This is a genomic window from Microcoleus sp. A006_D1, assembly GCF_036702805.1.
Classification (GTDB): domain Bacteria; phylum Cyanobacteriota; class Cyanobacteriia; order Cyanobacteriales; family Microcoleaceae; genus Microcoleus.
Window position 1 is genome coordinate 459,909 of record NZ_JAUBVZ010000004.1, and the last position, 19,921, is coordinate 479,829.

The 19,921-nt window shown below is 47.2% G+C and carries 15 protein-coding genes; 4 read left to right on the forward strand and 11 right to left on the reverse strand.

What is annotated here, in order from left to right:
• Window positions 1–110 precede the first annotated feature (110 nt).
• The 3 genes from modA to speB form a co-directional block, all read right to left on the reverse strand.
• Window positions 111–899: a molybdate ABC transporter substrate-binding protein gene (gene modA / locus QUB68_RS10285; protein ID WP_332991868.1), complete on the reverse strand. Its 789-nt coding sequence runs from the start codon at window positions 897–899 to the stop codon at window positions 111–113.
• A 152-nt stretch (window positions 900–1,051) separates the two neighbouring features.
• On the reverse strand, window positions 1,052–1,588 hold the full coding sequence (locus tag QUB68_RS10290) for a thioredoxin family protein (protein WP_332991870.1): 537 nt from the start codon (window positions 1,586–1,588) through the stop codon (window positions 1,052–1,054).
• Window positions 1,589–1,740: 152 nt separating this feature from the next.
• Window positions 1,741–2,670, reverse strand: coding sequence for an agmatinase (gene speB / locus QUB68_RS10295; RefSeq protein WP_332991872.1), 930 nt, complete (start codon window positions 2,668–2,670; stop codon window positions 1,741–1,743).
• Window positions 2,671–2,932: 262 nt separating this feature from the next.
• Between speB and QUB68_RS10300 the strand changes: the two genes are divergently transcribed.
• Both QUB68_RS10300 and QUB68_RS10305 read left to right on the forward strand, forming a co-directional pair.
• Window positions 2,933–3,856 (forward strand): alpha/beta fold hydrolase, encoded by a 924-nt coding sequence (locus QUB68_RS10300; RefSeq protein WP_332991873.1) that lies wholly within the window; start codon window positions 2,933–2,935, stop codon window positions 3,854–3,856.
• Window positions 3,857–4,156: 300 nt separating this feature from the next.
• Entirely contained in the window at window positions 4,157–6,841 is a 2,685-nt protein-coding gene (locus QUB68_RS10305) for a protein kinase domain-containing protein (protein ID WP_332991874.1), read from the forward strand.
• A gap of 483 nt (window positions 6,842–7,324) precedes the next feature.
• On the opposite strand, the gene QUB68_RS10310 is transcribed toward QUB68_RS10305, so the two are convergent.
• Window positions 7,325–8,731, reverse strand: a complete 1,407-nt coding sequence (locus QUB68_RS10310) for an LCP family protein (RefSeq protein WP_332991876.1) — start codon at window positions 8,729–8,731, stop codon at window positions 7,325–7,327.
• Between the two features lie 104 nt (window positions 8,732–8,835).
• Complete coding sequence (locus QUB68_RS10315; RefSeq protein WP_332991878.1) at window positions 8,836–9,210, reverse strand: hypothetical protein; 375 nt, start codon at window positions 9,208–9,210, stop codon at window positions 8,836–8,838.
• A gap of 242 nt (window positions 9,211–9,452) precedes the next feature.
• On the opposite strand from QUB68_RS10315, the gene rpe reads away from it, so the two are divergent.
• Window positions 9,453–10,154 carry a ribulose-phosphate 3-epimerase gene (rpe, locus tag QUB68_RS10320; protein ID WP_332991958.1) on the forward strand — a complete coding sequence of 234 codons (702 nt, stop codon included), beginning with the start codon at window positions 9,453–9,455 and terminating at the stop codon, window positions 10,152–10,154.
• 145 nt (window positions 10,155–10,299) lie between these two features.
• Here the strand turns inward: rpe and QUB68_RS10325 are convergent, their stop codons facing one another.
• The 6 genes from QUB68_RS10325 to QUB68_RS10350 all read right to left on the reverse strand — a co-directional run bounded on the left by QUB68_RS10325 (window position 10,300) and on the right by QUB68_RS10350 (window position 16,176).
• Complete coding sequence (locus QUB68_RS10325; protein ID WP_332991881.1) at window positions 10,300–12,639, reverse strand: VIT domain-containing protein; 2,340 nt, start codon at window positions 12,637–12,639, stop codon at window positions 10,300–10,302.
• Between the two features lie 394 nt (window positions 12,640–13,033).
• Window positions 13,034–13,813 carry a DsbA family protein gene (locus tag QUB68_RS10330; RefSeq protein WP_332991884.1) on the reverse strand — a complete coding sequence of 260 codons (780 nt, stop codon included), beginning with the start codon at window positions 13,811–13,813 and terminating at the stop codon, window positions 13,034–13,036.
• Window positions 13,814–14,062: 249 nt separating this feature from the next.
• Window positions 14,063–14,575, reverse strand: coding sequence for a hypothetical protein (locus QUB68_RS10335; RefSeq protein WP_332991885.1), 513 nt, complete (start codon window positions 14,573–14,575; stop codon window positions 14,063–14,065).
• A gap of 113 nt (window positions 14,576–14,688) precedes the next feature.
• Window positions 14,689–15,150, reverse strand: a complete 462-nt coding sequence (locus QUB68_RS10340; protein ID WP_442923066.1) for a hypothetical protein — start codon at window positions 15,148–15,150, stop codon at window positions 14,689–14,691.
• A gap of 65 nt (window positions 15,151–15,215) precedes the next feature.
• A complete protein-coding gene (locus QUB68_RS10345; RefSeq protein ID WP_332991887.1) occupies window positions 15,216–15,398 on the reverse strand; it encodes a CsbD family protein in 183 nt (60 codons plus the stop codon).
• Window positions 15,399–15,969: 571 nt separating this feature from the next.
• On the reverse strand, window positions 15,970–16,176 hold the full coding sequence (locus QUB68_RS10350) for a hypothetical protein (protein ID WP_332991889.1): 207 nt from the start codon (window positions 16,174–16,176) through the stop codon (window positions 15,970–15,972).
• 723 nt (window positions 16,177–16,899) lie between these two features.
• Here QUB68_RS10350 and urtA point away from each other — a divergent pair.
• Entirely contained in the window at window positions 16,900–19,827 is a 2,928-nt protein-coding gene (gene urtA, locus QUB68_RS10355) for an urea ABC transporter substrate-binding protein (RefSeq protein ID WP_332991891.1), read from the forward strand.
• The last annotated feature ends 94 nt before the right edge of the window (window positions 19,828–19,921 follow it).

Genomic DNA, 19,921 nt, shown 5'->3' on the forward strand with positions numbered 1-19,921 from the left:
GAAGAACAGGCGATTAAAATTAGATTGTTTTATTCAGTCCGCGGAGGCGGACTTTGTTTTTGTAGGCGCGGTTTCAACCGCCGTCTTAATCTTACCAGCGCAAAAACTAATTAACGGGCTAGACCAAATCCATATTTCTTAAATACTATTTTAGCCCGATCGCCCGCCAAAAACTCAACAAACGCTTTAGCCGCAGCGGAATTGCGGCTGTTTCTGATAACTGCCAGGGGATAAACAATGGGCGAGTGCAAATTTTCGGCAGCGGTTAGGTGCACCGTTACTTTGTCGGATGCTTTGGCGTCAGTCGTGTAAACTATTCCTGCATCAACGTTACCGCTTTCGACAAATGTCAGCACTTGGCGGACGTTATTTCCTAGCACTAATTTTGGCTGGAGTTGCTGCCACAATCCAAGTTTAGTTAACATTTCCTGAGCGTATTGTCCGACGGGTACGCTTTTGGGTTCGCCGATCGCAATTTTCTTGATTTTAGCATCTGTCAACTGTTTAAAATCGTTCAAAAATACGCCATTTTTAGGAGTAATCAAAACCAGGCGATTTGTCAGCAAATTGCGCCGTGTCTCGTTAAGGAGCAAGTTAGCTTGCTGCAAAGCATCCATTTGTTTGGTAGCGGCGCTGAAAAATATATCTACCGGGGCTCCTTGCTGAATTTGCTGCGCTAGTCCCCCGGAAGCACCAAAATTATAAGTAATATTAACATTGGGATTGCTGCTTTGATAAACAGTCTTTATTTCTGTTAAGGCTGGCGAGAGACTGATTGCAGCGGATACGGTTAATGATGTACGCTGCTGCGCTGTGGCTGGAGTCCAATTGATCAATAGTGCGATCGCCACAATTGCTGCGATAATCAAGTTGAGGATGCGTGTATTTTTTAAGTTCATGGGAAATAGAAGACCCGGCGGTTGAAACCGCGTCGATACAGACGAAACCCGACGGGAGCGGGTTGAAGAGCAGACGGTTAAAATATGTGATTTTCTTCAGTCCGCGGAGGCGGACATCGTTTGTGTAGTCGCGGTTTCAACCGCCGTCTTATCTATTCTCGCCACTTGACAGAACAACCAATTGCCTCTGTACTCGAAGGCTCTACCGATTCGTCTTTGAGCAATTGGTCGATCGCACTTCGCAAATAAGAAACCTGCACCGCCGCCGGATCGTCGGCGTTGTCGTCAATTAAACCTTTATAGCGCAATCTGCCATCTCGGTCTAACAAAAAAACCTCCGGCGTTTTAGAAGCTCCAAAACTTTCAGCGACATCTTGAGCAACATCTCTGATATACGGGAAGTTGAGCTGATTGTCTGTCGCAAAAATTTTCATGTTTTCAAAGCTGTCGTCGGGATGCTGGTTGGCATCGTTAGCATTAATCCCGATTAAGGTAACACCTCGATCTTGAAAATCTGCTTGCAGTGCTTTGAGGCGATCGAGATACAACTGTACGTAAGGGCAATGATTGCACATAAATACTACCCCGATCGCACTAAATTTTTCTAAATATCGAGCTAAATGGTGAACTTCTTCGTCAACTCCCGGCAGTTCAAAATCAGGAGCGTAGCTGTTAATCGGAGTACCCATTTTTTCCTTGGTAAACTTATGTTTGCAGCAAGTGAATAGCAGTATTTGCTATTATCAAATATGACAGGATCTGCACGAATAAAATGGGCTGTTTTTGGGTTGAGCTTGATTTTAGCCTTGCCAACAGCCAGTTTTGATTCGTGCGTGGCGATTTATTCTTCGTCTTGCTTTAGCCAACCTTTCGCCAGAGCTTGATATCCAATCATTTTGTATGTTAATTTGGCGGCGGTAAATTCTGAGACTACAGAATCTACCACAGGTGCTAATTCCATGATGTCACAGCCGATTACTTCGTGGGACTCGAAGACGCGGCGCAAAAATCCGGTGAGCGAATACCAATTTAACCCGCCCGGTTCGGGTGTGCCAACCCCTGGCATTAATGTTGGATCGATGCCGTCTAGGTCGATCGTCAAAAATACTCGTTTCGTTGTTATGCTGGCAATGGCGCGATCGGCCCAATCCGGTTGATTAGCGATTTCCCTAGCTCGAATCACATTTAGCTGTTTGGCTTTAATCAAGTCTGCTTCTTCCTTGCAGATAGCGCGAATCCCGATTTGCAGTGTGGGTAATCCCATATCTACAATCCGCCGCATCACGCAGGCGTGGTTGTGAATCGAGCCTTCGTATTCGTGGCGCAAGTCGCCGTGGGCGTCGATTTGCACGACTGTGAAGGGTTCATCCGGGTATCCTTGGCGATAACCTTCGACAACGCCGGCGGTGATGCTGTGCTCGCCTCCGAGGGAGATCACAAATTTATTTTCAGTAATTAGCTGGTGTACGGTTTTTTGCGTGACTCGCAGCATTTCTAAGGATGACACTGGTTGCTGGTTGCGAGTATCGGCGATCGGCATTGCGGTATAAATGCCAACATCATAGCAAACTTCCGAATCGAGTTCTTCGTCGTAGCATTCGAGCTGGTGAGAAGCTTCTAGCAGTTTAGCTGGCCCGTTTTCGCAGCCCCGGCGGTAGGTGGTGGTTGCCTCGTAGGGAATTGGCAAGATTACTACTTTGGCTGTGTCGTAGTCGGGTACAATTTCGGAACCGAGAAACGGTAATACGGATGTTGGAGCGATCGTTGGCATAGGGGAAATTTCAATAAGGCAAAAAATTCAGCATCTTTAATGGTGGCATAATAGCGGCTCTAACTGCAAAAAGAAGGAAGATTGGCAACGGATTGTGTAGCGGATTTAACGGATGTTCTGGGGAAGAGGTTCGAGGGAAGGGGTTCGAGGGAGAGAAGGCTGAGGATTTATGCAGTGGGAGCAATCTTCCGTGGTTGCCTCGAATTACGCTACCGTTTGTAGTAAGGACTTCAGTCCTTCTTACTCTTAAATTTTTACTCTTATGACACCTTCTACTCCCGTTCTGTCAACAGTTGCCGCACCTCAAACTTGGCTGTGGAAAGGCTTTCCGATTTGTTACCAGGCTGCGGGAACCCAGGGCCCTGCGGTGGTGTTTGTCCACGGTTTCGGCGCGTCTTGGGGCCACTGGCGCAAGAATTTACCAGCATTGGCTGCTGATTGTCGCTGTTACGCGATTGATCTTATCGGTTTTGGCGGTTCTGCTAAACCCGCGCCTAAGCTGGAGATTGATTATACTTTTGAAACTTGGGGAGAGTTAATTGCTGATTTTTGTCGGGAAGTTGCGGGCGGGCCTGCTTTTTTGGTGGGAAATTCGATCGGCTGTGTCGCAATTATGCAAGCCGCCGTTGATTTTCCCGATATTGCCTCTGGTGTAATTTTACTCAATTGTTCCCTGCGCTTGCTGCACGATCGCAAACGCGCCGAAATGCCTTGGTATCGCAGTTTTGGAGCGCCAATAGCACAAAAAGTTTTAAATATCAAGTGGATAAGTCAATTATTTTTTAAACAATTAGCAACGCCAAAAACAGTAAAAAAAGTGCTTTTGCAAGCCTATCACCGTCCCGAAGCTGTCACCGACGAGCTGGTAAATATCCTGCTGGAACCGGCTAAAGACAGTGGCGCAGTGGACGTATTTGTGGCATTTATCAGCTATTCTCAAGGCCCGCTACCGGAGGATTTGCTGCCACGTTTGAGCTGTCCGGCTTTGATTGTGTGGGGCGCAAATGACCCTTGGGAGCCGATCGCCCTGGGGCGAGAATTGGCCAAGTTTCCGGCTGTGGAAAAGTTTATTCCCCTGGAAGGGGTGGGCCACTGTCCCCAAGACGAAGCGCCGGAATTAGTCAATCCTATTTTACTCGAATGGATTATGGAGCGATCTGCCTTGACAGAAAATCAGTCTCCGTAAGCTTGGCAACTAGCATCACCGAAAGCTAACCTGAATAAAAATTTTGAGTTATGAGTTTTAACTTTTAAGTTAAACAGTTCCCAATTCACAACTGTGCACTTAAAACTCATAACTACTAACTCTATTCCCAATTACTTGCCAGTTTATTAATTTTATGTTTTGGCAACCGCCAAGATAGTTAGGACATTCTTACTTTCTCAAGTATTAGCGGTAAATTTATGCCCTTTTCCCTCGAACATCCATCCGTTACATAATCCGTTGCCGAACTTCCTTCTGCTGTGAACAATAATTTTTGTCGATATGGACAACTTGAGCATCGACACTAAAACCCGCGCCGTCAAGCTGGGTTCTGAGTGCATAGAGCTAAACAAAGAAGAATATATCGTGCTGCTGCTGTTGAGCAAGCACTACGGCAAATATGTCGCACCGGCCGCGATTTTCAATGTGCTCTACAAGCGTCAGCCCACAGGTGACGAAAATCAAATAATCGTCGATTGCATTTTGCAACTCAGGAGAAAGTTAAAAGACAACGGCGATACATCAACGCTAATTCATGCTGAACCAAACGGGAGCGGCAAATATGGCATTTTAGCATTAGAAAATCCCGTGCAAATCAACGGCGAAATTTTGCAGCCGCCGGAACCAAACCCTGAATGCGAGCAACTTTTAAACAATCGCTACCGGGTGATTGACAAGCTAGGAGAAGGAGGTTTCGGCTTAACATTACTCGCCGAAGACACGCAAATGCCTTCGCACCGGTGTTGCGTGATTAAGCAGCTAAAACCCCAGACTGATAATCCTGATATTGACCAAAGCGTTCGAGAGCGTTTTTCTCAAGAAGCTGCTGTTTTGGAAAAGTTGGGCGAAGGACATTCTCAAATACCCAAACTCTACGGGCACTTTGAGGAAAATGGTTTATTTTTCTTAGCCTTAGAATGGATCAACGGGGAAACGCTCAACAACCGGGTAAAAGTTGCTGGAAAAATGAGCGAGGAGCAAGTTAAAGAAATTATCGCAAGTTTGCTGCGAGTTTTGGATTACATCCACGGAAAACAGATTATTCACCGAGATGTTAAACCGCAAAATATTCTTTTACGTAAGTCTGACGATGAACCAGTTTTGATAGATTTTGGCGTAGTTAAGGAAACAATTAATCAAGCGGTAACTACTGGGGGAAATGATGTAACTATCTCCATTGGAACGCCGCAATTTATGTCCCCGGAACAAGCCGGAGGTAGGCCGGAATATTCGAGCGATTTGTACAGTTTGGGATTGACTGCAATTTATTTGCTGACTGGAAAGTGGCCGCAGGAATTAGAAACTGACCCTCAAACTCGGGAGATGCTTTGGCAGAATTACGCATCAAAAGTGAGTGTGAGATTTGCGGCGGTTCTGGATAAGGCGATTAGGTTTCACCCGCGAACTCGGTTCGCTACTGCTAAGGAAATGTTGGCGGCTTTGCAGGAGCCTACCTCGGATACTTTGGCGCAGATTCACAAGCCGAAAAACTCGAAAAATCCTCCTAAAAAAAGCTGGCTTGTTTATCTATTTTTGATATTTTTAATTGCTGTAGGTGCTGGTGCTTTTTTATTCAAAAATCAGTTGACAAGCATCTTGAAAAGTGCTGTAGATCTTGCTGATATTAGCCTGAATCCTAGCACTCATAAATTACCTAATTTACCAGCGGAAAATGCCCAGACTTCCTCGCCTGTAGATGTCAGCAGTTACATCAGTGCGGGCGATCGCATTTTGTTTGCTAGCACCAATACTCCTGACAAGCAAGCAGGAGTTCGCGCGATCGCCGCCGGTGATTTCAAAACGGCGGTAAATAAGCTAGAAGCGGCTTTTAAAGTCGATCGCACTGACGCGGAAAGTTTGATTTATCTCAATAACGCTCGCCTCGGTACTGCTCCAGCTCTAAAAATTGCCGCCGTAGTTCCGATTAGCGACAATCTCAGCGCGGCGGCGGAAATCTTGCGCGGGATAGCTCAAGCTCAAGATGAAGCAATTAAGGTGGGAGTGCCTTTGAAGGTGGTAATTGCTGATGACGGTAACGATGAAAATCGGGCGCAAGCTATTGCGAATAGTCTGATAGCTGACAGCAGTATTTTAGCGGTTGTCGGTCACGGAACCAGCAAAACCTCGATCGCAGTTGCTCCAATTTACAGTCAAAATCAAATGGTGGCGATCGCACCTACGAGCACGAGCATTGAATTAGCAACGGTTCCGAGGCGCGCCGACGGCGTGAACTATTTCTTTCGGACGATACCGAGCGACCAATTCACAGGTACGGCTTTAGCTCGTTATATGTTAAATAGCATAAAAAAAAGTACGGCTGCGGTTTTTTACAATTCCAAAAGTTCTTACAGCAAGTCACTGCAAACAGCTTTTTCTACGACTTTGATTTTGGAAGGCGGTCAAGTTGTTAAGGAAATAGATTTGTCTGAGCCAAATTCTAGGGCGCACCTGGATGGGATTGAAGCAGATGTGTTAGTATTGTTGCCGGATTCAGATACAGTGAATTATGCTTTAGAAATTGCTCGAAATAATGAAAAAGGTTTGCCAATAATTGGCGGCGATGCTCTCTACAATACGGATTTATTAAAACAAGGTGGAGCAGCTTTGAACCGAGCAGTAATTTCTGTTCCTTGGCATTTTGCTGATAGTAAAAATCAAAATTTTGTAGAATTAGCTAGAAACTTGTGGGGAATTGATGTTAACTGGCGGACGGCGATGAGCTACGATGCGGTGCAGGTTTTGCGGCTGGGAAGGTCGATCGGCAAAATTGCTCCTTCTAGCGGTCAAGCCGGGCGGGTGATGTTGGCTAAAACCTTAGCTGGTGCGGATTTCAAAGTTAGCGGTGCGACTGGGGAAATTAGATTTTTGTCGAGTGGCGATCGCAACAGCAATGTAGTTCTGTTGCAAATTGTACCCGATACTCAATCCGGTGCAAGTTACGATTTTGCGCCAGTCAGTCGATTTTAGATTTGAGATTGGAGATTTTAGATTTATACCAATTATGAAAAATATTGCTACATAGAAATTAGAGATTCTCACCTGTAGGGAAACGGCACTGCCGTGTCCGGCTCTCTCGTTATGCCAATGACAGATAATTTCTATACGGTTAATAACCGTAGCAACAATAGACTTCTTGCAAAAATAGCTAGGACGGGCTCTCCGGCCCATCCCACAAACTTTTTTTTTCTTCTTGTGGGACGTTGCTCTGAGCATCGTCCGAAAATTTGATTCAAAGGACTTTTGCAATCTTGTCTAATTTTTCAACATGGTATTAAATCAGACCTCTTGCATTCATTCGCTCTCAATTCTTGAAATTATCTGCGTTGATCTGCCTGGAAGGAGCGGTTGACCGGCTCTATCAAATATTTCTGCAATAAGTCAACCGAAAAAGAGGACACAGCACTGCTGTGTCCCTACAAATACCGCGTTTAAAAGCCAGTTTAAAAATGCTTAAGTTCCCCGACCAGACTGAGTTCTTTTATTCAACCAATCCTTACCCAATCTAATTGTCACATCCGACTGCAAAGCACCCGTACTCTCAACCAGTACATCTCCAAAACCTATAGACTGGCGAACCGCTTGGGCACCTTTAATATCGCCATCTTGAGCCACTAGAGTAGTTACTTCCAGCGGTTCAGACCAAGCTCTAGAAACCTGAACATTGCGATAGCCTGCGCGAGTTAAAGTCCTGACAAAATCTTCAACCGCCGATCGATCGCCCGTACTGTCTTGAATCGCCACCTTCAGAAAAGTTGAATCAACATTATCAATTTTCCAAGTATTTTGACCGAAGTCAAAATGTTCTGCCACCAGAGTTTCGATGGCATTTTGGTCTGGCAACCAAAAACTTGCCTTGTAGTCCTTAGGATCGCTGAATTTGCCCGGAACCATCAACATCTGCACGCCAGCGCGATCGGTTTGAGTAGCAAAACCAGCCAAAGCCACCAATTCTTCTATACTCAGATTCGTGTCAATGTGAGATTGAATCACCGACAAAATCTTCGGCATCCGAGACAGCAAACTAACATTAACTTGCTCTTCCACAAAAGCCCGCATCAAAGTTTGCTGCCGTTGCACCCGCCCGATATCGCCTAAATCGTCGTGTCGGTAAAGCAAATAGTGCACGATTTGTTCGCCGTTGAGACGCTGTTTGCCAGCCTTTAAATCTATATATAAATGCTGACTTTCATCGGTATACTTCATGTCTTTAGGGACATTAATAGTAATCCCGCCAAGGGCATCTACTAAACTTTTGATCCCTTGAATATTGACTGTGACATAGCGGTCAATTCCCACGCCGCCCAGCAGTCCGCTGACTGACTTCGCTGACGAAGCCGGGCCGCCGTAGTAATTAGCTTCGTTGATTTTCACGACACCCCTACCTTCAACATAGGTGCGGGTGTCTCGCGGAATGGACAGCACGCTTATTTTTTTATTTTGAGGGTCAAACCTCACCAACAGCATAGTATCGGTTAACCCTTTGAAGGAGTTTTGCCAGACATCGTATCCCAACTTTTCGTCGGGATGGCCGTCGAGATCTGAACTCAGAACCTTCAGTCCTAAAACTAAAATATTAACTGGGCGAGTCAGCTCCGGCATCTTCATGTTGAGCTTTGCCATGTCGCCTTGAGAAAATACCGCCGCTTCTTCAGGAGTCAACTTTTGTTGCTGAAGCGGCGTTGTGGAAAGGGAGACGGCTAGCAGTGCTCCGGCTGTGGCTGAGAGCATGGCTACTCCAGCCAAACCAAAACCAAAACCCAGCCAACGGCCTCGATGTGGCTGGTGCGATTTTTTGGTTGGAGGTTGAGCGGTTGATTGTTTGATAGGGTCTTGATTAGGAGTTTTTTGAGCTGGCACTGGCTTCCTCACACACAACAAAAATAAAAAAGATCGTAGCAATATGTAGTATCAAGCTGAAGACGCACTCAATCAATACAGTAGGGGCTTAAAGGAACCCTAAATTATGATAAATGTTTGCCAACCACTTGCTCGGCTACGCGGCTAATTCCGGGCAACCATAGCGGTTGACGTTTCCAGAGGCGAACCATCAGTCCCAGAGCGACGATGAAATAGCTGGTTGTCAGCAGGCTACTCATTAATAACATGGTAAGTGTCGGAGATTCCGCAGAAATCGCTCCCGCTTCTAAAAGAATATGTCCTAAGAGCCAACTAAAAGCAAGGGCAATTGCCAAGCGGCTGACGGCTTGGCGTTCGGGGCTGCCCTGACGGCGGTAAAGATTCCACAGGGCGGGGAAAAAGCCAATGACTGGGATCATTAATACAAACAGACTTGCCCGATCGAGTTCAGGATTTTCTAAGGGATCTCTATTTTTCATAATTCGCTACTCAAAATTTGCAGGAGGTGAGGTTTGGCACAAAAGTTATTTGTTAGATGAAAAATTTATATCCTAAACCAAGATTACCAGTAGCGCAGGTTTTGCACAAAACTTGTCTGTCAGATGCAAAATTTTTCGGCGCATCCATCGCCCGCGATCGAGCGTTGGCAAGTTTTCGACCTGGAGAGCCGTATTTTGATAAACTGGATACAGCACAGGAGACAGGAGACACAGACCTAGCCATGACCCAATCCCAAAAATCGATCGTTATTTCTCCATCAATATTATCCGCCGATTTTAGCCGTCTCGGAGAAGAGATTCAGGCTGTCGATCGAGCCGGGGCTGACTGGATTCACGTAGATGTGATGGACGGTCGCTTTGTTCCTAATATTACTATCGGGCCGCTGATTGTCGAAGCAATTCGCCCCGTTACCACCAAGATAATCGATGTCCACCTGATGATTGTGGAGCCGGAGAAGTACGTCGAAGACTTTGCTAAGGCTGGTGCTGACATTATTTCCGTTCACGCCGAACACAATGCTTCGCCTCACTTGCACCGCACCCTGGGGCAAATTCGGGAATTGGGCAAGCAGGCTGGTGTGGTTCTGAATCCTTCGACGCCGCTGGAGTTGATCGAGCACGTGCTGGAACTTTGCGATTTGGTGCTGATTATGAGCGTCAACCCGGGCTTTGGCGGTCAGAGTTTTATCCCGACTGTGCTGCCGAAAATTCGCAAGCTGCGCCAAATGTGCGATGAGAGAGGTCTCGATCCTTGGATTGAGGTGGATGGCGGTTTGAAGGCGAACAATACTTGGCAGGTGCTGGAAGCGGGCGCAAATGCGATCGTCGCGGGTTCTGCTGTGTTTAAGGCGAAGGATTACGCAGAGGCGATCGACGGTATCCGCCACAGCAAGCGCCCGACTCCTGAGTTGGCTGCTGTCTAATCAAAAATTCGATCGTGTCCGATCGATTAACCGCAATAATATTCGTTCGTAGTGCGTCCTGGTGTCCGCTTTCAGGCTGCGGACACCAGGACGCACTACGAACCGTTTTTGTTATGGTAATCGACTAGACATGAGTCCCAAAATATCAAGATCGAAGGCGCAATGTCAGGCGCACTGTATTCCCAATTGGGTGAGGAATGCGCCAGCTAAAGAGCCATTTTTTAATCGTTTTCAGCAACTCCACATCTGCCAAAGTCGAAGCATCGGCATCTACGACTATGCGCTGGAGGCGAACTTTACCGAAGACAATTTCCAAAACCAGTTGGCCGTTTATACCGGGCGGGACAGTCAGGGTTTCCAAGTGTTCGTTTAAACTATCGATCGCCATTTCATCTAACCCCGTAGCGCTAACAACTTCTACGGGTGATGTGCTGCGCGGGCGTGACTTTGACGGGGCGATCTCTTCACACGCCATCGCCGCAAAGCTGCTGAATTTGATGCCGCGTTCTAATTCTCCTTCTTGTTCCATCCAGTCTGTGCCGCCATCTACATAGCCTGTGCCGCCAAATACGCCCTGATATTCCACCGCTTCCGGCATTTCTACAGGCACGTTCATCGAGATGGATTCCATGCCCGGTTCAACGCGCACATCATCACTGACGGCGACGAAAGCCGTGTATTGGCATAGAAGCTGATAAGCCAGCGCCGTTTCTGTCACCGTTTCCACCCCCACTTTGGTTTCGTACTGCACCATCTGATTCATCAAATCTTTGATGCGATGCCGCCCCCAAAGCTGGGAAACTGCCGGATTTCCAGCATCGTTAAAGTCGATTTCATAGGTTTGGATGTACTGGTTTCCGCCTGCACTAACCCCTTTAATATGAAGCGTCCCAGCCTCCATATCGCCCTTTTTTCCAAATAGAACCAGCGGTTGTTCGGCAAATAAATCCGGCGCAATTGAGGGATAGATTATCGGACTTTCGCCCTCTCCCTGCCAAGTAATTTCCAGATTCACCAACACGGGATTGTTGATTTGCCGGAAGAACTTTTCCACAAATTCGTTAACGGGTTCGTCGTGGCGGATTATCCGGGAAATTCCCCGCCCAATTTCTGCAATGCGATCGAGCAAAAAACGATTAACGGAACTTCCTGCACCGAAACTATACAGGCGATTTCCCAATTTGAGATGCTGCTGCACTTCGGCGAGAATCTCGTTTTCGTTGCCGATGTAACCGTCGCTGAGCAATACCACAGTCCGCAAGCGCCCGGATGGTGCGGGAAAATCGATCGCCGCCCGAATCCCGCCCAACATTTCCGTACTACTATCAGCGTGGAGTTTGTTGATATATGCGATCGCCCTTTGCCGATTCTCTGCTGTATTCGGTAGCGGTTGTTGCGATAGTTGCCGCACGGCGTTGGAAAAATCCAAAATCGAGAAAGTATCCGACGGATTCAGCCCGTTAATAAATTGCCGCAACAATGCCTGACATTGTTGCAAAGGCGCACCGGATTGCGAACCGGAAGTATCGACCAAAAAAACGACATCTTTCGGGACAATTTTATCAGTTTTGTACTCGATCGCCGGAATCAGATAAACGGCAAAATGTCCGCCGCGATCGTCCGCTTGAGTTAATACCGTCGATTGGGTTTCTCGACCAGAAATTTGATAGCGAACAATCAAATCTTTGTTGGGAATTGTATCTGCATTTCCCAACTGAACGCGCACCATTAGCCCATTTTTTTGCTCGCTGGCTGCGGCAGATTGGGGTGAGTCGAAATATTCGATCCGCAGTTGATGGGATGGGGAATTGACGTTACGAATCGGTACGCCCGCTGCAATTTCCAGCGTCACGCCGATCTCGTGTCCCGATCGCATTCCCGGCGGCAAAATCGGGGCATTCAACCGCGACGCATCGGGGACGGTATCGGTATCGGCATTGACTGTCATTGGGGCTGGGGCGCTGCCGCTAGCTGCCTTTTCATCCAGTGGCGTACCAGGAATATATCGCGGCCCGACAACCATCGGAAACACAAATTCATAATCCCCAGCTTGAAATTTCAAGCTATCCGTATAGCGAATCACAACCTCGATTTCTTCACCGGGTTTGATGTTGGCGAGGGATTGGGTGAAAATATTATCTCGCTCTTGTTCCAGCAAACCCGCAGTCCGCCCTTCTTGTTTGGCTTTTTCGTAAATTTGTTGGGCTTCTTCGCGTTTTTTGATACTGCCTTTAATAGTGCGATCGCCAATTTTGATTTCCATCTCATCTACCGCTGCTTCCGCAGGTAGCGGGAAAATATAGACGGCTTCCAGTGGCTTGGTAAAAGGATTTTCAAATTTTTGCGAGACTTCGACTCGCGAGAGATTTCCGGCTATTTTGGCTCTGACTTCTGTATGTTTCAGAGGGAAAACGAGTTGTTTTCCCTCCGGGGAACGCACGTATAATCCACTGGTGCGATCGGTTGGAGATGTCAAGGATTGCATGGGAGTAGCCCTCCATAGTTGACAGTTGACAGTTGACAGTTGACAGCGGACAGCGGACAGTTGACAGTTACAGAGTAATGTAGTTGTAGAAGCCTGAACTTCTCCCCCGGAAGCATCAGCATCATACCGATTTTACTGCTACCAATACCCTTACCCAGCAGTTTTGGCTTGTGGATTGTCAATAAGCATAACTAAAGCCTTTTTCCTTCTCTCGGTAACATCCGTGACATCCGTTTCACAATCCGCTGCCGAACTTTCTTCTTCCTTCTACTTAGTGCTTTTTTAGTGTTCCCAGGCCCAAACCTGGGAACCCATCTTAAATGACGCAGAATTTAGATTGCAACCAATAAGTTAAAAAAACCAAAAAACTTACTTTTTGGTGTCTCTTTCCCTGTTATTGGGAGACACTGGCGAGAATCTTTTCCATCTCAGAAATCTCGACGGCACCGGAGAAAGTTTTGCCGTTCATAATAAAGAATGGAGTGCCTTCGATTCCCAGTTTTTGAGCGAGTTGCACGTCTTTCTGAATGGCGGCTTCGGCGGCGGGGCTGTTGCGATCGCTGTTGAATTTATCTAATTTGAGATTGAGCTTTTGGGCGATCGCTCCGTACAAGGGCTCGCCTAACTGTTTCTGCCCTTCAAACAAAGCGCTGTAATATTCCCAGAATTTGCCCTGCTGCTGAGCCGCCCAAGCTGCTTTAGCTGCTGGCAGGGCTTGAGGGTGCATACTCAAGGGAAAATGCTTGTAGGCTAAAGTAACTTTGTCCTGGTGTTTTGCCATAAACTGCTTGACATTATCGTGAGCGCGGGCGCAAAACGGACATTGAAAGTCAGAAAATTCTAAAAGTACAATCTGCTGCGAAGCCGATCCCGTGGTGGGAGAATCCCCGATCGCAGATTTGGGAGTAGTTTTCATCTCCTGCAAAAAAGACTGCTGCGCTGCTTTGAGATCATCCTGCTGCTGCTGGCTGTAAGCTTGTACCGAGTCTAAAATTACTTTCGGATTTTCGCGGATAATCTGCAAGACTTGCTCTTTCAACTTGGGATCGACTGAATTACCCGCCGCTGACTGGGCGGGGGAACAACCGATAAATACAAGGCTTGCTACCAGAAGCGCAGCGAAGCAGAAGGCTTGCTGGCTGCGGAGTTTTCGCCAAATAGTGGATATGTTCATCTTTTTTCTTGGTTCGCGGCAACACTTAATCCTACATTTAATTTTGCCGAGTGTCAGGTGTACCGCAGTTTACTGCTGTGCAGCTATTCTTAGATTTGAGCAAGAATTAGTAATTGGCGATCGGTCTAGATAGGTGATAGCGGTTATTTTACCAGATCTTATATAAAAGATAAAAGGGCGATCGCCCGGGCGATCGTCCTTTTATCTGCTGCTGGTACGAGCAGCTTTTCGGCTTGTCAGAGTCCGAGATTATTTGCGGTTGTTGAGCCATTTAGCAGCAACTATCCCCAAAATACCCGCCACCACTGGATTGCCCAAAAACTTCATCAAGCTCGGCTGTTGGGCCAGCACGTCTTGGAAAATATCCGGGTGACTGTGATAGGTAAACGAGGCCAGCTTGCTAACATCATCAGCAGTCATGCGGCTGGCGTGGTGCGTAGAAAGTCCTAGCTGCTTTTCCAATTGGCGATCGTTCAATCCTCTCTTGTCCAACTGCTTGAAGAATTCCCGCGCCACATCGTCGCGTTCGTTCGGCTTAATTTGGGCGATCGCCTTTTCCAATTCCGGTTCCAACTGCGCGGGCGGGAGAGAGTCGTGATTCAGAGAACGCCCGAATAATTGTTTTCGCTGATCTGGCGAAGTTCTCTGAGCAAAATCGTCAAAATTTTCGTACTGTTCTCCGGTTGTCTCCGGCATCATTTCTTTATCGCCCTGTGCCAAATCGCTCATGATTTGACGCTTGTAATTATCGCTGCTACTCATGGTAATTCTTTCCCAATCTACACAAAAGTTCAGTCTCAAATTGAGATTGTTTCGCCTTCACAAACCTGCGGAACATTTAACCGCGGCGCGGCTCTAATTCAAGCTTGGTAAGGTCAAGACTTGTACTCGATCTGATTTGATTGCTGGTCGTACTTAGCTGTCAGAATCAGTTTTTTGTCAGGAGCATAAACCAAAACACTTACATCCTGATTTGGGAAATTGCGGTGAAAACCTTGGGCCAAAGATTTAGCCAAATCTTTCACTTCAGTAGGCTGGACTTTGGGGGTAATTACAACTCCCAATTTGTTATTGTCGCGCACGTAAGCATCCTGAACCAGCCCCTGAGCCGTCTTGGTTACCCATTGACCAAAATCTTGACCTGCGACGGTATTGCCTCGTTCTAGCTGCGCGTAATAACCCTGACTGCCGCCAATTGCTACAGGTACGTTAGTCGGTTTTTGGGCGGAAACGCTGGGGGCGCAGGCAGTTGTCACAGCCAGCATTAAAACCAAGAGTAAACCCGCAATCATTTTGCGACTCTGCTGCAATAAACTCACGTTTTTTCCTCCGTGCATAAAAGATTTGGAAAAGTTGAGAGGGTCTGATTTTTCGACCCTCTCAATTAAGATGAGGATTAGGCTCAGTCTATTTTCTTTTTGATCTCATCTTTGACATCTTCGACTGTGTGGCTGGCTTCAGCTTGTTTTTGCTTGATTTTGCCTTCAGCTTTATCCTTGGGGTCGCCGGTAACATTGCCTACGGCTTCTTGAGCAGCGCCTTCAATGTTTTTGCCAATTGCCTTTGCTCTATCTTCAATGCTCATTGATTTCTCCTTGTTTGTATCGGAATTGACATTTTCAACTTAAATTAATGATATGTAACCAGGAGCAAAGTTGCACTCTACCTGTAGGAAGAAAGTTTTGCGAGCGAACAGTGTACGGGAGTTCATTCAGTTGACAGTTGACAGTTGACAGTTGACAGTTGACAGTTGACAATTGAAAATTGACAGCGACCTCTACCTGGAAGGAAGAGGATTAGAGTAATGAATAGTCTGATTTTAATTTCTCGCCTTTAGGGCTTGGGGCTTTAAACCAATTCTTTCTGGTAACTGATTTAACAGAGGTCAGGAATAGGGAATAGGGAATAGGGAATAGGGAATAGTTATTTTTGAGTAGAGGATGAACGGGGAGTTTCTTGCTTAGCGCTTTTCATCTAAACTGCTTGCTGCAACGAAGCGTTTAGCTGAAAAAATCGGTGTATAGCTACCCGTGCGCCCCCTAACTTTTGGTAATCAAAAAATAAATTATGATAATTTTTTATAGATTTCTGGATTCAAAAATATAGTGTGGGCAAGATCCTATCTTACCCACACCCTCAAAAAAACGGTTTTAATTTTAATCAGGCTTGTGATGACATTCTTCATCTATTTTCTGCTGAAGTTCTTCTTTCAACTGTTCGACAGCACGCAAGGTCTGAGCAGTTTCTTGTTTCTGCTGACCGACGGCTTTTTCTGTTTCCTCGCCGAGGATTTTTTCCCTTGATTTTGGTAGCGTGACTTCACTGCCGCTCACAGTGTGGATGGCATTTTCTTCGAGATTCATGAGTTTTCACCCTATTGTTTGCAAAATTTAATTTTTAACCAGGCGGCTTAAATGTTGACCTTAAATCGATCGTAAGCGAAATCACGGAGATTGCCCTCTGCCTGAAGGGAGAGAGGGGTTGGGCATAGTACGTGAGTTTGAAGTTTTCAGTTTTATATTACGAGAAATCACGGAGAGTTTCATCTAGCCCAAGGGAGATATGGGTGGGAATTTTGCGTAAAATTGCTGGGTGACTTGCAAGGCTATCCTGTGAATAAGTTGAGGAGAAGGAAGCAGAGGGCAGGACTTGGGTAGAGCGGGGCAGAGCGGGCAGGGGAAGAATTTTTCTGCGATACGATCGCATAAGTGGGTTCTGCCGTTTGTTTGACGAGGCTGTTTCGACAGCGTTGACAGTTGACAGTTGACTGCTTGAGGGAGACCTCTACCTGGAAGTCCGAGGATTCGAGTAATGAATAGTCTTGTTTTTATTTCTCCCTACAAGGGTGGAGGCTTTAAACCAATTCTTTCTGGTAAAAGATCGACGACAGAGAAATAGGCGACAGGTTAGTGCAGAATTAAGTCAATGCTGGGAGGTTTGACGGTTAAAATCCACAGGGAGCAGCAATTCGGAAGTTTTGTGGCGATCGGGTGAAATAATCTGCTAAACCAGAGTTAGCATCAAGGCTGACGGACAGCAAGATCGAACTAAAATTTTTGTTATTAGTAAAAAGTATCTAAAACCCTATGGGAGCAAGGAGCAGTAACCCCCTCGAAGCAGCCGGCCCGACTCGATCGCCGATCGAAATAGGCGTGTTGCATTCGCTGACGGGCACGATGTCTATCAGCGAAATTTCTGTTAAAGATGCGACGCTGTTGGCTGTGGAGGAAATTAATGCGGCGGGAGGGGTGCTGGGACGCCCACTAAAAGCGGTGATCGAAGATGGAGCCAGCGATTTGCAGACTTTTGCTCAAAAAGCTAAGCAATTACTCCTAGAATCGCAGGTGAAGGTGGTATTTGGCTGTTGGACTTCGGCGAGCCGCAAGGCTGTACTGCCGGCTTTTGAGCAGAGCAGCGGGTTGCTGTTTTATCCGGTGCAGTATGAAGGGCTAGAACAGTGTCCCAATATTTTCTACACGGGTGCTGCTCCGAACCAACAGATTGTACCTGGGGTGAATTACTTGCTGGCACAGGGGAAGCGCAAAATTTTCCTCTTGGGTTCGGATTATATCTTTCCCCGCACGGCAAATAGGATTGTGAAAGCTCAACTGGCGGCACTCGGGGGAGAGTTGGCGGGGGAAGTGTATCTGCCACTGGGATCGAGGGATGTGGACGAGGCGATCGCACATATTGTAGCAGTGAAACCGGATGCCATTCTCAATACTCTCAACGGCGACAGCAATGTGGCTTTTTTCCTTCGTCTGCGGGAAGCTGGTTTGAAACCGGAGGATTTGCCGGTGATGTCGGTGAGCATAGCAGAAGAGGAAGTGCGGGCGATCGGGCCGTCCAATATTGCCGGACATCTGGTGGTTTGGAACTATTTTCAAACGGTGGATACAGCGGAAAATCGGAAATTTGTCAAGGCTTATAAAGCGAGATATGGGGAAAATAGAGTCACGGATGACCCAATCGAAGCGGCTTATTTGGGCGTTTACCTGTGGAAGCAAGCAGTAGAAAAAGCTGGTTCGACAGATATGGTTAAAGTCAGGGCGGCTGCTAAAAATATTGAGTTTGCAGCGCCATCGGGCAAGGTAAAAATAGATGCCCAAACGCAGCATACCTGGAAAACTGTTCGGATTGGCAAGGTAAGGCCGGACGGTCAAATTGAGGAGATTTGGAATTCTGGCACACCTGTGCAGCCCGATCCTTTTCTCAAAAACTATCCTTGGGCGGCGGCACTTGCTCCGAGGCAGATTTCTCTGGGAAGTCGGGCTTCTTTGATCGGGCTGTTTGTGATCTTGGTACTGATAACTTGGATGGCGGTGGGAGTCGGGTGGATGGGTTCTGTGGAGATGCAGAACTATTTGCTGGCAATAGAGGCTGCGTCAGCGGCGGGGGCTCCTGAGTCAGCAATGGCGGTGCTGGTGCAGCAAACTCTGGCTGTGGCCAGCCGCACTCAGCACTTGCTACTCGGGGCTTTGGTTTTGAGTTCGATCGCGGGAATATTCGCTTGTGGGTCAGTGTCGGCGATTATTCGCAATTTGGGCTTGCTGCGGGAAACTGCCCAACTGATGGCGAGCGGTGATTTGACGGCTCGATCGCCTGTAGTGTCTAATGATGCGATCGGGGTGCTATCTTCTGCTCTCAATACCATGGCTCAGCAAATTAGCAGTTTGCTCAAAGGTTTGGAGGTGCGGCAGCGGCAGCTAGAGGAGCGATCGGGCGAATTGGAAGTCGCTAAGAACGCTGCGGAAGCTGCTAACCGGGCGAAAAGCACATTTTTGGCAAATATGACTCACGAGTTGCGGACGCCCCTGAATGCGATTATCGGCTACAGCGAGCTGCTGCAAGAAGAGGCGATCGAACTCGGGGAAGAAGAGTTTGTGATGGATTTGGCAAGCATTAATATGGCCGGCAAGCAGTTGCTGAATATTATTAGCGACATCCTGGATATTTCTAAAATTGAAGCAGGAAAGATGACTCTTTTCTTGGAGACTTTCGAGGTGTTGAATTTGGTCGAGCAGGTTGTCACGACAGTTCAACCGCTGGTGGGGAAAAATGGCAATACTTTGAGCGTGAATTGCGATCCTAATATTGGCACGATCTACTCTGATTTCTCGAAGCTGCGACAAGCGCTGTTGAATTTGGCGAGCAATGCTGCTAAGTTTACCGATAGAGGCAAAATCACGATTAATGTTTGGAAGGAAGAAAGGGAAGTTTTACCGGCGGACAATTCTGAGGAACTCTCAGCAACTCCTTCTCGGCGTGAAAATTCTGCGATCGTGTTTCAAGTTATCGATACGGGCATTGGGATGACTGACGATCAGGTGTCGAGGCTGTTTGGAGCTTTCTCGCAAGCGGACGATTCCACTACCCGCAGGTACGGCGGCACCGGTTTGGGGCTGACAATTAGCCGGAAGTTTTGCCAGATGATGGGCGGGGATATTACGGTTGAGAGCGAGTTTGATTGCGGTTCTACTTTTACGATCCGGTTGCCGCTTATGGTTAAAAGCGAGAAAGAGGTGAAGGGCGATCGAGCAATCACAGAAATATCAGCCGATACTTCCTCGAACTTGGATACGAGTGTAGTCCCGATCGAAGTGAAGAAGCCAGTAGAACTGCGATCGCAACCGCTGGAGTTGCCTAATGCTGCTACTGTGCTGGTGATTGACGACGATCCCGACGCACGGGATTTGATCACCCGCTGCTTGTCGAAACAGGGATTTCGGGTGCTTTCCTCGGCTAGCGGTGAAGCGGGGCTTCTGTTAGCTAAGGAGTTGCGGCCAGATGCGATTACTCTGGACGTGATGATGCCGAGTATGGACGGGTGGGCGGTGCTGTCGGCGTTGAAAGCCGATCGCGATTTGGCTGATATTCCGGTGATTATGTTGACTTTTTTGGATGACAAAAATCAGGGTTTGGAATTAGGAGCGGCGGAGTATTTGAGGAAGCCGTTGGATTACAAGCGGTTTGCTGATTTGTTGAGTAAATATCAGTTGACAGTTGACAGTTGACAGTTGACAGTTTGCAGTTTGCAGTTTGCAGTTGGCAGTTGGCAGTTGGCAGTTGGCAGTTTGCAGTTGACAGTTGGCAGTAGTCATTACTCAT